This is a genomic window from Rudanella paleaurantiibacter (assembly GCF_009184635.1).
In the GTDB taxonomy this organism is placed as follows: domain Bacteria; phylum Bacteroidota; class Bacteroidia; order Cytophagales; family Spirosomataceae; genus Rudanella; species Rudanella paleaurantiibacter.
Window position 1 is genome coordinate 80,561 of sequence record NZ_WELI01000007.1, and the last position, 15,745, is coordinate 96,305.

At 56.6% G+C, this 15,745-nt stretch carries 11 protein-coding genes; 4 read left to right on the forward strand and 7 right to left on the reverse strand.

Annotated features, from left to right (window positions below; genetic code table 11):
* Positions 1–97 precede the first annotated feature (97 nt).
* The gene (locus tag F5984_RS17740; protein ID WP_152125569.1) at positions 98–1,498 is read left to right on the forward strand and encodes a DUF3472 domain-containing protein; all 1,401 of its coding nucleotides are present in this window, start codon (positions 98–100) and stop codon (positions 1,496–1,498) included.
* Between the two features lie 332 nt (positions 1,499–1,830).
* Positions 1,831–2,988, forward strand: a complete 1,158-nt coding sequence (locus F5984_RS17745; protein ID WP_185155558.1) for a mevalonate kinase family protein — start codon at positions 1,831–1,833, stop codon at positions 2,986–2,988.
* A 238-nt stretch (positions 2,989–3,226) separates the two neighbouring features.
* Here the strand turns inward: F5984_RS17745 and F5984_RS17750 are convergent, their stop codons facing one another.
* Together F5984_RS17750 and F5984_RS17755 are read right to left on the reverse strand one after the other, a co-directional pair.
* Complete coding sequence (locus F5984_RS17750; protein ID WP_152125571.1) at positions 3,227–4,903, reverse strand: RagB/SusD family nutrient uptake outer membrane protein; 1,677 nt, start codon at positions 4,901–4,903, stop codon at positions 3,227–3,229.
* Positions 4,904–4,938: 35 nt separating this feature from the next.
* Positions 4,939–7,995 carry a SusC/RagA family TonB-linked outer membrane protein gene (locus F5984_RS17755; protein WP_246169103.1) on the reverse strand — a complete coding sequence of 1,019 codons (3,057 nt, stop codon included), beginning with the start codon at positions 7,993–7,995 and terminating at the stop codon, positions 4,939–4,941.
* A gap of 546 nt (positions 7,996–8,541) precedes the next feature.
* Between F5984_RS17755 and F5984_RS17760 the strand changes: the two genes are divergently transcribed.
* On the forward strand, positions 8,542–9,546 hold the full coding sequence (locus F5984_RS17760; protein ID WP_152125572.1) for a metallophosphoesterase: 1,005 nt from the start codon (positions 8,542–8,544) through the stop codon (positions 9,544–9,546).
* Between the two features lie 95 nt (positions 9,547–9,641).
* Here F5984_RS17760 and F5984_RS17765 read toward each other — a convergent pair whose 3' ends face one another.
* From F5984_RS17765 to F5984_RS17775, 3 genes are all read right to left on the reverse strand, one after another.
* Positions 9,642–10,538 carry an SDR family oxidoreductase gene (locus F5984_RS17765; protein ID WP_152125573.1) on the reverse strand — a complete coding sequence of 299 codons (897 nt, stop codon included), beginning with the start codon at positions 10,536–10,538 and terminating at the stop codon, positions 9,642–9,644.
* A 40-nt stretch (positions 10,539–10,578) separates the two neighbouring features.
* On the reverse strand, positions 10,579–11,271 hold the full coding sequence (locus tag F5984_RS17770; protein WP_152125574.1) for a TIGR04283 family arsenosugar biosynthesis glycosyltransferase: 693 nt from the start codon (positions 11,269–11,271) through the stop codon (positions 10,579–10,581).
* A 169-nt stretch (positions 11,272–11,440) separates the two neighbouring features.
* Positions 11,441–12,532, reverse strand: a complete 1,092-nt coding sequence (locus F5984_RS17775; RefSeq protein ID WP_152125575.1) for a BamA/TamA family outer membrane protein — start codon at positions 12,530–12,532, stop codon at positions 11,441–11,443.
* Positions 12,533–12,667: 135 nt separating this feature from the next.
* Here F5984_RS17775 and F5984_RS17780 point away from each other — a divergent pair, with 135 nt between their 5' ends.
* Positions 12,668–13,423: a DUF547 domain-containing protein gene (locus tag F5984_RS17780; RefSeq protein ID WP_152125576.1), complete on the forward strand. Its 756-nt coding sequence runs from the start codon at positions 12,668–12,670 to the stop codon at positions 13,421–13,423.
* Between the two features lie 82 nt (positions 13,424–13,505).
* On the opposite strand, the gene F5984_RS17785 is transcribed toward F5984_RS17780, so the two are convergent.
* Entirely contained in the window at positions 13,506–14,093 is a 588-nt protein-coding gene (locus F5984_RS17785) for an SGNH/GDSL hydrolase family protein (RefSeq protein ID WP_152125577.1), read from the reverse strand.
* A gap of 188 nt (positions 14,094–14,281) precedes the next feature.
* Complete coding sequence (locus F5984_RS17790; protein ID WP_152125578.1) at positions 14,282–15,595, reverse strand: hypothetical protein; 1,314 nt, start codon at positions 15,593–15,595, stop codon at positions 14,282–14,284.
* Positions 15,596–15,745 lie beyond the last annotated feature (150 nt).

A 15,745-nucleotide genomic window follows, 5' to 3' on the forward strand; every position in this document is an offset into this window, starting at 1 on the left:
CTGATGTTTTATACCCGAGACCACTCGTCCCGCTGGGTGAGTGGTCTTTTTTTCGCCGGAAACCGTAGCTTAGAGCGGTATTTTGCCACACACTCCCATGAGTCAAATTCATATTCCGTCGGCCCGGTTGGTTTGGGTCTGTCTCGTTAGTTTGTTGCTGACCTCCACCTGCACGCTGTCGAAGGCGCCGGAGGCTGCCCCCAAAGCTGTAGCCGATACGCTGGCTGTACGTGTGTCTCTCGGCGGTAATAGCTGGATTACAGGCGGGGCGAATTTGTCCGAAACGCTTTCGGCTGAAGGGCTGGCCAATTGGTCGAGTGCAGACGCTGTGGTGAACACTTACGTCCGGTTTGGGAAGGTCGGTAAACTGACTCTCTCGGCCCGGCTCCGGGTACCTACCGGCAAAAGCCGGATTCGGGTGACAGTAGGGGCGCAGTCGAAAGAATTTGATATTGATGGAAGTACCCTTGCCGAGCACCGGCTGGGCGAATGGCGCATTGATAAGGGACAGACGCCGGGCGAGTCCACGCCGGGCGAGTCCACGCCGGGCGTGACGATGCCCGGAGGTTATGTGAAAATTAGTTTGCAGGGCGTGCGTAAAACGGGGGCTACCTATGCCGAGGTGACCGATTTGGGCATTGGCGGGGAGGTGGTCGACGAGCAAACGGCTTTTGTGCGCAACAACGAAGGTAACTTTTTTTACTGGGGTCGGCGGGGGCCGTCGGTGCACTTGCGCTACCCTATACCGGCCGAGCAGTCGGTTGAGTGGTTTTACAACGAAATCACCGTGCCTACAGGGAACGACGTTATTGGCTCGTACTACATGGCCAATGGCTTTGGCGAAGGCTACTTCGGGATGCAGGTAAACTCGGCTACCGAGCGCCGGATTCTGTTTTCGGTCTGGAGCCCATTTCAGACCGACGACCCGAAGCAGATTCCCGAAAACCAGAAAATCCGGCTCGACCGCAAAGGCCCGGAGGTAGTCACCAATGAGTTTGGCAACGAGGGGTCGGGTGGGCAGAGTTTTTTACGATACAACTGGCAGGCGGGCCAAACCTACGCGTTTTTGTTGCGTGGTCAGCCCGGCACGGATGGCTACACGGCGTACACGGCGTATTTCCGGCCGGTAGGCGAAAGCAGCTGGCGGCTAATTGCGAGTTTCCGGCGACCCCAAACCAACACCTATCTCAAATCCTTGTATTCGTTTCTGGAAAATTTTGTGCCCAACACGGGTAATGTGCAGCGCGAAGCCGAGTTTGGCAACGCCTGGGTGCGTACGCGGGAGGGGCAGTGGCACGAGCTGACGCAGATTCAGTTTACCGGCGACAATACGGCCCGGAAGGCGTTTCGGATGGACTATGCCGGGGGCGTGAGCGCGTCGGGGCGGTTCTTCCTGCGAAACTGTGGTTTTTTTGACCAATACACCCCGTTGCGTTCCGATTTCACCCGCCCTGCCCGGTCGGTGGCTCCAACCATTGATTGGTCGGCCCTACCGTGATGGCTGGTAGTGCTCAACTCTGTACGGGGCTGACAGTAAATTGTGGCGTCTGTCTGCTCTTTTGAAAAGCGAATCCGGGGCTGAGTTGTCGGTATGGGTACCTACTGCAATACAAAAGAATTGGCACGCGGATGTAACAGATTAAGCCGATTTTCACGGATCTACTCATGGGCGTGAATTCGTTAAATCGGTGTTATCCGCGTTCAATTGACATCGGTTGGCTACGTCAATCGCTCGATTGTACAGGCTGTCCAGTACTCAGGCCAGAGACTACAAACCAAGAACTACGTAAACTACCTGGTAGTGAAGCTGCCAAATACCTTGCTGGTATGATGAATAACCAAGCTATTTCTGTTTCAACCCCTGGCCGGATTTGCCTTTTCGGCGAACATCAGGACTATCTGGGGCTTCCTGTGATTGCCGCAGCCATTTCCTGCCGGATTCAAATCAATGCCGAGCGAATCGATCAACCCACGGTTCACCTCGAACTGCCCGACATCGGCAGTCAGGAAGTGTTTAGCCTCACTGAGCTTCCCCTGTCGTATCAGCACGACCGCGACTATTTTCGGAGCGCCATCAACGTGCTCATGCGCGAAGGCTTTCAGTTCGGGCACGGCCTGGCAGGCGAGGTGCGCGGCCGTATCCCGATCAACGCGGGTACATCAAGTTCGTCGGCTCTGTTGATTTCGTGGCTCAACGTGCTGACCCAACTCGCCGACAACCCCCGCGAGCTGACGGCCCGCCAACTCGCCGAATTGGCCTACCGGGCCGAGGTACTTGAGTTTGGCGAACCCGGCGGTATGATGGACCATTACGCAACGGCCGTGGGCGGGGTTATCTACCTTGAATCGCAACCGGCTATCCGGCTCGAAACCTACAAACCGGCACTGGGGGCTTTTGTACTGGGCGATTCGCAGGAGCCGAAAGATACCATCGGGATACTGGCCCGGGTAAAACACGGTATGTTGCGCATTGCCAAACAACTGACCGAGCTGAATCCGGGGTTCTCGCTGCACACAACCGAACTAACCGAGGTGACCGAGTTTAAAGACGTACTTTCCAAAGACGATTATATTTTGCTCAAAGGCACCCTCTCGAACCGCGATATTCTGCGGCAGGCTCTGGGTCTGATTCGGGCGTCGGAGCAAGCGGGTACTCCACTCGATCATACCCGGCTGGGCCAACTGCTCACCGAACACCACGCGAACCTGCGCGACGCCCAGCAGATTTCGACGCCCAAAATCAACCGGATGCTCGATGCGGCTCTGGCGGCTGGTGCGTTGGGAGGCAAAATCAACGGCTCGGGCGGGGGCGGCTGCATGTTCGCGTATGCGCCGGGCGACGCTTCGCCGGGCGAGGTGGATAACGACCCTTTAGCGACGGCTCGTCGGGTGGCGGAGGCCATCGAGCGCGAAGGGGGTCGAGCCTACATTGTGTCGGTTGATGAAGGCACGGTTCGCCACCCGTTGGCTACCAGCACGGTGTTGTAAGAAAACGCCATAACCAAAAAAGCCCGGTACGGAGCAGATGCTCCGTACCGGGCTTTTTACCACCGGCACCGGCCGCCCGGCCCCAACCCCCTCCTGAAAAACAGGAGGGAAAGAGAGAACGTCAAACTTGACTAACGGAGCAGGTAGCCTTAAGCTCTTTGGTAGTCTGGTAAGATTCCCCCTCCTTAGTTCAAGGAGGGGGGGAGGGCCGGGCGGCCGGTGCCGGTGGTAAACCATCTTAATAACTCTCATTCTGCACCAGATAGCCGGGCAGGTTCGAAGCACCATCGATGGCTGTTTGCGGAATTGGGAAAATACGCTTCCGGCGATCGTTGTTCGATTTCTCGGTCCAGGTGCCTTCGTATTTTCCGAAACGGATCATGTCGGTCCGGCGCAGCATCTCCCAGTAAAATTCGAAACCCCGCTCGCGGAACAGCAAATCCAGGTTCATCGACGTGAGGGCGGGCGGGGGCGTACTTGCTGTACGCGAAGCCCGTACCAGATTCACGTCGGCCAGGGCACCGGCGGCATCGTTGCTCTTGCGGAGTTTCGCTTCGGCCCGCATCATGTACACATCGGCCAGACGGACAATGGAGAAGTCGGCATCGCCCAAGTTCCGGCCCGACGACGACTTCTTGCTGAATTCATACTTCAACACCCGAAAACCGGTGCTGTAATCGCTACCGGCCACGGTAAAGTCCACGCGCTCAGTAAATACCACAGGGGTGGTTGGGCGGTTACGAGTTACGTTGAATAACCGGCCCACGCGGTAGTTGTTGCCGCAGCGCACAAACGCTCCATTGACCCGAATCAGGCCAAACTGCTGCCCACGCAGGATACCCCGGTTCATGTTGAAATCGTTGGCCGATACGCACGAATCAGCCGGAATGTTCAGATTTTGCTTGAAAAAACGCGGGTCGGCGGCTGCCGGGTCGCGGGGGGCGTAGGTATCCACCCAGGTCCGGTAAAAGTCGGGCGTAATAGCCGGGCCATCGGTACCGTTAGCGGCCGGGAAGGCGGGCAGCGGAAACTGATCGCCCGAGAGCGAGAAATACGCCAGACGGTTATGTCCGTTCAGTTCGGCCCGTTGATCGACGGCGAAAATCAACTCTTTGTTTGTGTTGTTGTCGGAGTTGAAAATCGAGAAATAATCCCGCGCCAGTTGGTACTGCCCTGAGTTGATAATCTTGTCGCAGTACTCCACCACCTTGTCCATATCTTCGGGCTTAAAGGTAAAGTTAGTAGCGTAGCGATCGCGGTACACGGCCGCATTCAGGTGCAACCGGGCCAGCAAGCCCCACACAGCCCCTTTGGTCAGGCGGCCGGGACCTACGTTGGTCAGCAGGTCGGGCTCAACGGCCAGAAACTCAGTCCGAACATAATCGAGGGCTTTCTCACCCCGCAGAATCTCCGAAATACCCTGGGCATCGTCTTTGGCAAAGACCAGCCCAAACAGGTCGAGCAACACCATGTTGTAGTAGGCCCGCATCCCCCGTGCTTCGGCAATGTAGACCTTGGCGGCTGGGTCGTTGATGGTGGGCAGGGTGTTGATGGCCGTGAGCGCCCGCGAAATGCCCTGGGTCAGAAACTGCCAGGTATTACGGATGTTCGGGTCGGTGCTGGTAGAGGTATGCTGGTGCATAGCCAGATAAATACCATTGTCGCCCCAGTCGGTGCCACCCCGGTAAGGCAGAATAGCCTCATCGGTCGAGATTTCCTGTAGGTTGAAGTAGTTGGTATGCAGGAAAATATCTGGCAGACGGGCGTACACCGGAGCCAGGTTGCCATCCGCAGCCTGCTTGTCGGTCAGGCCCGTTACCGACGATTCGTCGAGTACGTTTTCGGTCAGGTCGGTACAGCTATTCAAAAAGAGCAGGCCGCACAAGGCGAGCGAGCTTACGAGTATCTTTTTCATGATCGATTTTCGTCTTAAATGGAAGGATCTCCTGCCTAAAATGTCACGTTGAGCCCAAACACAAACGACCGCGCGCGGGGATAGCTCAGGTAATCGATACCGTACGACACGATGCCGTTGACGGTACGGTCGGTGTTGACCTCTGGGTCAAAGCCGTCGTACTTCGTGATTACGAACAGGTTCTGACCCGTAGCCGACAGCCGAATGTTCGACACCCAGCGGTCGAGACCGATGCTGCGGGGGCTGAGGTTGTAGCCCAGGGCTACGTTGTTGAGCCGGAAGAAAGCTCCGTCTTTCAGGAAGCGCGTTGATACAGGAGCCGCGTTGTTGATCGACTCGTTTGCTTCGCCTACCGACGAGGCCGGGCCGTTCAGACCTTTCACCAGACGAGCCCGGTAGAAGAATGCGTTGGCCGTGTTGTCGTACAGTTTGTTGCCCGACACCCCGTTGAAGTTAGCCGCCAGGTCAAAGCCTTTGTAAGCTACGCTGCCGTTGATGTTGAACTGACGCGTGGGTAGGGCGCTACCAGCCGCAATCCGGTCTTTGTCGGTGCCACCTATACCGTCGCCGTCCACATCCCGGAAACGGTTCACGCCTTTCTCGTCGATGCCGAGGTACTCACGCAGGTAGAACGTACCAATGGGTTGCCCGTTTACGTAGCCGTTGACCGTGGCCGACGTCAGACCCGGACCCGATGCTGACCCTGACGTAATCACGGTATAGGGTGAGTTGTCGACCCGGTTTTTGATAAACGTCATGTTGCCGCCGATATCGAAGCGCAGACCGCTTTGGCTCACATACCGGTAGTTCAGTTCCATTTCAACACCTTGGTTGGTGATGGTCATGTCGGGTACGTTGGTCCAGTAGGTCGATGCGGGCTGAATGGGGTCGGCCGGAATCACTTCGAGCAGAATCTTGCCCGATACCTTACGGAAATAATCGAGCGTACCGGTCAAAGCACCGTTGAACAGGCCAAAATCGAGACCGATGTCGGTTTGGGTCGACAGCTCCCACTGAATATCGGGGTTAGCGAGTCGGGTGTAGGTCGTACCAGCCGGGAAGTTGGCCGAGTTGTCGAGCGGGTAGCTCGTGGCGGCCGATGTGCTTGAGGTAAACAAGGCCTGCGTAATCTTCGACGGAATCTCCTGGTTACCCGTTTGACCCCAGCCCATCCGCAGTTTCAGGTCAGAGAAGGGCCCCGACTTGAGGAACTCTTCTTCCGAAATCCGCCAGCCTGCCGAGAACGACGGGAACACCCCGTACTTGTTGTTGGCCCCGAACTTGCTCGATCCGTCGGCCCGTACGGTTGCCGTAAACAGGTAGCGGTCGTTAAATTGGTAGTTCAACCGTCCGAAGAACGATTGCAGCTCGTTCTGGATGGCAAAACCGCCCGGCCGGTTGGTGGCCAGGGTCAGTTCCTGCCCTAAACCGGGGTTGTTGCCCGGCTCAATAGGCGAAACCGGGAATCGGTTGATGCTCCAGTTGCGGCCCCGAATATCGAACTGCTGGTACGAGTGACCCAACAAGGCCGAAAGGCTATGCTTGGCCCAGTTGCGGTTGTATGTGAAATAGTTCTCAATCAGAACGTTGCGGTTGTTGCCGTAGATGCTTTCCAGACGGCCGTCCTGCTGCGGCAGAGCACTCGCCAGCGACTGCAAATCGCGCGTCGAGCTGGCGTTGTCTACACCGAGATTCAGCTTGTACGTCAGGTTTTTGGTGATCTTGTACGAAGGCGACACACTCGCGACTACCCGGTTGATGGTGGTGGCGTCTTTCTGGAGTTGCAGCGTGATGAGGGGGTTGGTAAACGCCTGGTAACGCGCTGGTTGACCAGTTGTGGGGTCGTAGGCCGGATACGTGGGGTTAGCCGACAGGGCCGCCCCAATCAGACCGTCGATAGACGGACGGTCGTTGACCGTTTGCGAAGCCGTCAGGTTTACATCGAGCACCAGCCGGTCTTCCATGAACTTCTGCGACGCGTTGAACCGGCCCGTGTAGCGTTTCAGGCCGCTGCCTTTCAGAATACCTTCCTGGTTCTGCACCCCTACCGAACCGTAGTACGACAGGCGCTCGGCTCCTCCGCTAAAGGCAATGTTGTGGTCCTGCGTGATGGCCGTTCGGGTAATTTCGCGCTGCCAGTCGGTCGACGCCCGCTGATCATCGACAACCCCACCAATAGCCGCTACTTCTTTCCGAAACTCGTCGGCCGTGAAGAGGGGCAGCGGGCGGGCAATATTCGAGATGCCGACGTTCGACGACAGGGTCAGGTTGGCCGCGCCAGCCTTGCCTTTGCGAGTCGTAATCAGAATAACCCCGTTGGCACCCCGGGCACCGTAGATAGCCGTAGCCGAAGCATCTTTCAGGACATCAATCGACTCAATATCCTGCGGGTTGAGGAAGTTGAGCGGGTTACCGGCTCCGCCCGTGCTGGAGTTGTCGAGCGGAATTCCGTCGAGCACAAACAAAGGTGTACTGCCCGTGCGTACCCCGCCCGGTCCGCGTACCGTAATGTTTTGCCGGCCGCCCGGTTCACCACTTGCCGAGGTCACGTTCACACCGGCTACCCGGCCTTGCAGCAACTGCTCCGGTGAGTTGACAATACCCCGGTTAAAATCGGTGCTTTTGACCGACTTAATGGCGCCCGTCATATCCTTTTTAGTGGCGCTACCGTAACCGATAACCACCACCTGATTCAGCTCCGAAGCCGACGCCTTGAGCGATACGTTGATGGTCGACTGGTTGCCGACCGTTACTTCCTGCGATACAAACCCGATAAACCCGAACACCAGTACGGCCGAGCCCTCGGGAACAACAAGCTTGTAATTACCATTGGCGTCGGTAGTGGTACCGCGCTGTGTGCCTTTGAGCAATACGCTACACCCGGCGAGGGGTTCGTTGGTGGTGGCATCCACTACGCGGCCCGTGACCGTGATGTCGGCCACCTGACGGGTGGCTCCGTTGGGCACGATTGTGCGTGCTGGCGGAACGGTGGCTCCCTGCGCGGTGAGCAAAGGAAAAGCCAGTAACGCGCAGAGGGGTACTCTCCAGGATGAAGCCCATGGAGGAGTAGAGAATCCATACAAGTTAGACATACGGGATACTACGTTTAAAGTGCAAAATTGCCCCTGAGGGGGTACTCGTTACTCAAACTTTGAGCGATTTAAAGATAAAATAATACTATGTAAGGGTAGGCGACTCGTTCGACTTGAAATATTTTGCGGTGTGCGTAAGGGAGGATGTGTGGATATATAGCAAACTGTTGATAATCAGATAATTACTGGTCAGCATTGGCGGGTTTAGTTTTTTAGAAATTTTAAAAACTAAAAAGGGCTGTTTATCAAGTGTTTACCCATTTTGCGCTGCCAGATTCGGAATTTGCTTAAGTAAGCAGGTATGCGGTGCCCGACAAAAATACGCCTACGCTTACTGCCCGGTGGGTTATTTTTTTGTAACGAACGGACCGGTATATACACAATTTGGTAACAGGTGCCCGTGGAGTAGGACAGTAAAATGGGCTGATTTATGGTCTTAGTAAAGGGTGAGCAACGTATCGCTTCAAATCACAAAATGATAACAGACCCGGCTGGCTTTGTGCGGCCGTCGGGTAGTAGTTTTGCCTTTTAGCTTCCAATCCAACCATGCGGTTTCTCTCATTTTTCTTGCTTAGCGGGCTGTTGTGTGGCTCGCTGTTTGCCCAGCGCCCGGCCGACTATTCAGGCCAACAGGCGGCTGGCTACCAGTTAGGCGTTATTCCGGGTCTGCAAACGCTCGACAAAGCGCTGCATTTTGCCGTGGTGGGCGATTGGGGGCGGCAGGGCGAGTACCGGCAGCGCGATGTGGCCCTTCAGATGGCGCGGGCTATGGCGGGCCTGAGCGGGAGCTTTATCATCTCGACCGGCGACAATTTTTATCCCAGTGGCGTCATGAGCACGCAGGACCCGCTTTGGCAAAGCAGTTTCGAGCAGGTGTACACCCATGCGTGGCTTCAGGCACCCTGGTACCCGGTGCTGGGTAATCACGATTACGGCGGCAACCCCGATGCGCAGGTGGCTTATTCGAGCATCAGTCGGCGGTGGCGGATGCCGGGCCGGTATTATTCGTTCAAGAAAAAACTGCCGGGGGGCGGCAAGGTTCTGTTTGTGTGTATCGACACCAACGGGCTGGAACCGGGTTACTACAAAAATGAGGATTTGGCCCCGGCGCTGAGTCAGCAGGATACTACGGCACAACTGCGGTGGTTGCGCCAAACCCTGAGCGATTCCGACCCTGAGGTGCGCTGGCGCGTGGTAGTGGGGCATCATCCGGTGTACACGGCCGGCAAACGGGTGGCCGTAACGGGGCCCGTTCGGAAGGTGATTGAGCCCATCCTGAACGAGTACGCGGTAGACCTCTACCTCTGCGGACACGATCACGACTTGCAGTACAACAAACCGGCTGGTCCTACGCACCATTTTCTGTCGGGGGCGGGTTCGGAGCTGAGCAACTTCCCCCACAAAACGCCCGAAAACGTGTTTTACGCGGGTGTTAACGGGTTCATGACGTTTTCAATGCAGGCCGACCAGTTTCTGGTACAGGCCATCGACTACAAAGGAGAAATTCTATTCAGCCGGGTGTTGAGCAAAGCCCAAACCGCCCGGAAGTAGGAGTTTTTTGAGTTTGTGGTTTATAGTTTTTGGTTTTTGGTTGTGTAGGCTCGAACCCCAACCAAAAACTAAAAACCATAAACTCTCCAAAACGCCTACTCGTAAAAATGCCGTAACCGACGCATCGACTGCCGCACAATCCAGTCGCCCAGGCGGGGGAGGTAGGTATGCACAAACGCAATGAGTTTCCCCAGCCCCGAAACCACCGTCCGCTGCCGCCGACGCCGGATGTGACCCAGAATGAGCTGGGCGACCTGCTCCTGCGTTTTTTGCCAGCGCGGAGACCGGTACGCAATGGGTACGGGCTGCCCGTTGGCGTCGAGCACACGTTTGGTTGTGTCGTTTTTGGTGAAGCCTAAGTGTACCACCCCGATATGCAGGCCCGTATGCGCCAGTTCGAGACGGAGCGTGTGGGCCAGGTTCGAAATAGCGGCCTTGCCCGCGCAATACGCCGATCCGCTTGGCATTCCGTTGAGCGCCGAAATCGACGAGATAAACGTGACACTACCCCGAGACTCAATCAGGTGGGGTAGGGCGGCTTTGAGCGGGTACACCGTGCCGTACACATTGCTGTCGAGAACGCGTTGAAACACGTCGGGTTGCATATCGGCAAAGTAGGCCCGCATTGAAATACTGGCGTTGGTAATCAGAATATCAAGTTGTCCGTAGGTATCAATGGCCGTGTCGACGAGCCGCTGACACGCATCGAACTGGGTCACATCGGCCACGCAGCGAACAACCGGATAGCCCTCAGCCCGTAAAAGTCGCTCGGTTTGAGCCAGTCGTTCATCCGACAAGCCATTAATGACCAGGCGAGCCCCGGCTTCGCCCAGTGCAAAGGCGGTAGCCCGTCCGATGCCCGATTCGGAGCCGGTAATCAGGGCTACTTTGCCCGCAAAGGCCGACTGGCGTGCGCCGGGTATGGGCGTATCGGTGGGTTTATGGGTGAAAGAAGGCGTTGGGTCGCTACGTTCGAGGAGGATAGATGGCATAAGAGAGCAAAAGGGACACCTGCTAAACCGAAACGGTCGGTTAGCGGTGGTTCAACATGGATTTGTAGGTGCGGGCAATGCGTTGGGGCGATACATTCAGAAAGAACATCGAAAAGGCGGTTAGGTTCGCCAACTGCACCCGCAACCAGCTATTGGTCTCGTATTTGCGGGCCGACACCAGTACGTCTTTCGGAATAATGCGGAAGCGGGCCACCTGCCGAATACGGACAATGATGTCGAAATCTTCCATGATTACGTACCGCTCATTGAAACCGCCCAGCCGGTCGAAAAGCGACCGGGTGATAAACAGGGTTTGGTCGCCCCCGCGGCTCATAAGCCCTTCGAACCGGGTGCCGTAGCTGTTGAACCGCAGCATGGGTTTGTCGGAGTTGAACCGGAACCGGTAGCAACCGGCTTCGTAACCCGCGCCGATGGCCTCGGCAATATCGGTGGCAAAAGTCGGGTTGAGCTGCACATCGGCATGTACAAAATACAGCACCTCGCCGGTAGCTATGCTCGCGCCATAATTCATTTGTACCGCCCGCCCGCTGGCTGGTGAGCGCCGTACCGTAGCACCCGCCTGTTGAGCCTGCGCAACGGTTTGGTCAGAACTACCGCCGTCGATGACCAGAATCTGGGTTACGGCATCTCCGCCATAGCTGCGCACGGCCTCTACCACCTGACGGATATTATCGGCTTCGTTGTAGGTGGGTATGATTACGCTAATTGTCACAGAGTACAGGTTTGTGTGTTCGATTTATTCAGTACTGGACATTCAGACTTCAGATACCAGACGTTAGACCTACCACCATTCTGTAGAGAAGTCTGACGTCGAATGTCCAGTACTGAGTTTGGTTTATAGATATATACGGCAAAACGCGGTGTTTGGTCGGTTTTGCCCCTCAAAACGCTTCGCCAATGGTCAGATAAAACCCGGTCGATTGGCGGCCGATACCGTAGTCGAGCCGAAGGTTGAGGTGGTCGCGCCGGTTCAGCGTGAAGCGCAGGCCACCCCCGTAGGCCCCCTTGGGGTCGTCGGGCCGGAGCCAGCGCCGGTTATCGCCCAGCACACCCACCGACCCAAATACCACAGCCCCCAGCCGCCGGTAAAGGTCGAAACGGATTTCGGCCTGTAGCAACGCCAGATTGTCGTCGCGGAACCGGCCTTCGTAGTAGCCCCGCATCCGTTTGGTGCCGCCCAGCAGCGAGAGGGCATTAAACGGGGCTGTGCCTACGGTACCACTCAGGGCGTAGTTGAGGGCCAGTACCGCGTGTCGGTTGAGCGAATGATACGACGACACATCGAGCCCGTACCGCGTAAACCGTACCCCGCTACCCAGCGCCGGATGATGATTGAGGTAGGTGAGGTCGGCAACCAACCCTTGGGTGGGAAAAAATATTTGATTGCGTCTGTCGTAAAACAGGCCCAATCCGCCCCCCGACAGGCGGCTGCCGGTTCCGCCCGGTACGGTTCCGCTTGCCAGCAAACCACCCGGCTCCACGCTCGTAACCCGGTAATCTTCGTACTGATAGCGCAGCCCGGCATAGAGTTTCCCGGTTTTCAGCCGGGGTACGATGCGCCGAAAGGCATTGACCCGAATTCGGGGGAAGTCCACGCCGTACAGCTCCTGCTCAACTTCCCGCTGCCCCAGTCCGAAGAAAAAATAATTGTAACGGTAATACCCCACTTCGCCATTTGCGTAGTAGGTGTCGCGCGCCCAGAAAAGGTTGAACGGCAGGTAGAACAGAATCTGCTTATTTTGGGTGTAGGCCACGCCAAACGTAACCTGCGAGGGTCGGGAGAGGGTATGGGTGGTATCGGCCGGGCGGGGCCGGGCACCGAGCTGAAACGTGGCTGTAGCGGCTACGCCGTACGCCAGCCGGGTTTCCGGGGTATAGTACACCAGTGGCAGCGGCAGAAGCTTAAACCGTTTGGGCAAACTATCGGGCGGGGCCGTAAAGGCTAATGCGAGCAGAAGAGAGACGAGGGGCATTGAGGCTGAAATCGGGTCGATGCGGATATATACGGGAAACGGAAGGGGATGGGTTCATGCTTGAAAAATCAAACTATTCGGGCCCGAAACGCGTAAATAAACAACTGAAACGAATAGAAACAACAAATTGACCCTATGAACAAGCTCCTGAATAGTGCCTTGCTGATAGCCACGCTTGCGGGCCTGGTAGCCTTTGTAAAACCTCAAACCGCGCCCGTGGATCACAGCGCCTACGATCGGTTGCTGAAAAAACACGTGAATGCGCAGGGCTTGGTTGATTACAAGGGTTTCAAAGCCGACGAAAAGGCGTTCAACGCGTATCTGGATCAGTTGAGCAAGAATCCGCCCGCCAGTAGCTGGTCGAAAAAGGAGCAGATGGCCTACTGGATCAATGCCTACAACGCCTATACCATTCGGCTGATCCTGAACCACTATCCCGTGAAAAGCATCAAGGATATTGGCTCAAAAATCAAGATTCCGTTTGTCACAACCCCCTGGGCGGCTAAGTTTATCACCATTGGCAACGAGAAAATGAGCCTCGACAACATTGAGCACGGTACGCTACGCAAACAGTTCGATGATCCCCGGATTCACTTTGCCCTCGTGTGCGCGTCGATCTCCTGCCCGCGCCTGCGCAACGAGGCTTTCACCGCCGACAAACTTGATGCCCAACTCGACGATCAGGGAAGCGATTTTCTGAACAACCCGGCTAAAAACAAACTGGCCAAAGACAAAGCCCAGCTATCCAAGTACTTCGACTGGTACAAGGGCGATTGGAATGACGATGGCCAGTCGGTGGTGAAATGGGTAAACCGGTACGCCAACACCAAAATCGACGCGAATACCAAGATCACTTACCTCGATTACAACTGGAATCTGAACGAGCAGTAAAGTAATTGAGTGAATGAGCAATTGAGCGATTGAGCAGGGTGCGCAGCCTGATTGAGTGTGTTGGGCGGAGCCATTCGCTCAATCACGCATTAAATAGATGCCGCGCCAGCTCGGTTCGCCAGACGCTGTAGCCGGCTGGGTTGAGGTGTAGGGCGTCGTCTTCGTAGAGCTCGGGCCGGGGTTGGCCGGTTTCGGTGAGCATAGCTTCTGATAAATCCAGAAATGTGCAGTGCGGTAACCGTTCAATTTCGGCAGCAATAGTCTGGTTTGCCGCCCGAATCGACTCGATCAACGCCCAACGCGCGGGGCTCGGTTTGATTGAGATAAACCACAAGGGCACGTCGGGCAGAAACCGTTGCTTTTTTTCCATGAGGGCGCAGAAAAAAAGATAAACAGCCTCGGGCGATTGTCCCTCGCCCAGATCGTTGTCGCCCGCGTAGAGAATTAGGGTGCGAGGGTGTGCTGGCACAACGAGCCGCTCAAAATGCCAGGCACAGGCGGCCAGTGTAGAGCCACCAAAGCCCAGGTTAAGGGCGTCGATGTGCGGGAAATCGGCGCTTAGGTCGGGCCAGAGCCGGATGGTCGAGCTGCCGTAAAACACCGTACTACCGGCCGGGTGAGCCCGCACTTGCTGCTCCAGTAGCGCTACCTCGTCTTCAAACAAATTCATGCAAACTAAATCACACCCTTGCCCGAAAGGTTTACAAGGCCTGTGCGTTTATGTGCACGAGTTGCGTGTTCCAGAGGCAAGGCTCTGTTTACGAATGGGTTACGGGTAGGGCCGGACAGTAAGAAACAGACGATTGTGCGGTCAGGCCGTAGTGAAACGGTTCCCCGACCTGACCGCCCAACCGTGAATTAGGCTGCTACCGACACGTCGGGGTTTTGGCCGAGTGAGTCGGGGGCGGCCCAGTTGAGGGCTTCTGGCTGGGCGGGGGGCTGTGCTACCTCGCTTTGGGTCAATAGATACTGCTGCCGAACGTCGTCGAGAGCCGCCCGGCCTGTTTCCCACCGGCGTACGATGTTGGTAAACCGGATGGTGTCAGGATGTTGGGGCTGGTTGGGCCCCTCGAAATAGTCGGTCATTCGCTCAGTCATCTGGCTCACCAGCTCCTCAATAGGTCCGTTCACAAGCAGTTCGGGCGACTGCTTGGCCAATTGCACTACGGCCCGGCCCATAGCGGCTGTGTAAAACGCACAGTCGATGTCCTGATGCCGAATAGGTACGCCGTCGTGCAGCCGTTGCAGGTTCACCCCGCCATCTTCCAGAAAATCAGAAGCCGGGGGCTCGCCTTCCGGTTGCGGAAACACCGAATCGAGGCAGCGCCGGAACGTATTCCACCAGGGCGCGCGCCCGTTGGGCCGGAGCGTGTCGTGAAAAATAACCCGTTGCGGCCGGTGGGGTTGCTGCGGGTTCATGAGCACGGTGGCCAGTCCCAGATGCCGGTCGTCGATGGCGTGCCGACGGTGAATCACGTAGCAATGCAGCTCCGTGTCGCCCTCAGCTTGCCGTTGTTCGGTCTGGTGGCGCACCATCCGCAACGACTCCGCCATGTACCCCTCGTTGAGTACGTGGGTGGGCAACACCATGGCAAACCGGGCCTCGAACCGCAGCTGCCGGGCCAGCAGGTTCAGGGCGGTGTTGTCGGAGCGCCGGGTACCAAAATAGTAGCCAATGTCTTCACGAGCCTGCTCGGGAGGCAGGTCACCCAGTCCGATGGAGTCGCCGTAGGCACCCTGCCGGTTGGGCGAGCTGTACCGAAACGGCACTTCGCGGTGCTCGCGGTGAGCCGCCAGGTTGTAAATGCGCCGTTCGAAGGTGGCCAGCAGAGGCTCGTATGCGTCGGGTTCAAAATACACTTCGTTGGCTGGGCGGAGCAGGTGCCGGGCCAGCGTATCGTGGCTGAGTAGCCGCTCAAGGGCGTCGTCGTGATGCTTGAAAAAGCTACGCAACGCGCCTTGCTGCACAAAGTCCTGGAGGTTGCCTTCGTAGGCATGGTCGGTGTCGGGAACGGTGCCTTGCTCAATCCATTGGTGCAGAAATTGCCGCACCGCCTGATCGAAGGCCTGATTAGCCTCGGTGGCTTTTTCCTGGGTGTACGATTGGGGGGGAACAGATGGGTAATCCACCGGCTTCGGGGCGTCGAAGTCGGTTGGCATCACTTGAATCATTGGCAGTTGACGAGGGGCAAAAATTGTTTGGATAAATGTACGAAGGTTTGCGATTTATTTAGGCTATGGTTTCTATAGCGCCTATAGATTTAAAAAATAAAGGGGCTAATTGGTTCATGGACAAGTGGGTTTTGCCGATGCGTTGGAAAA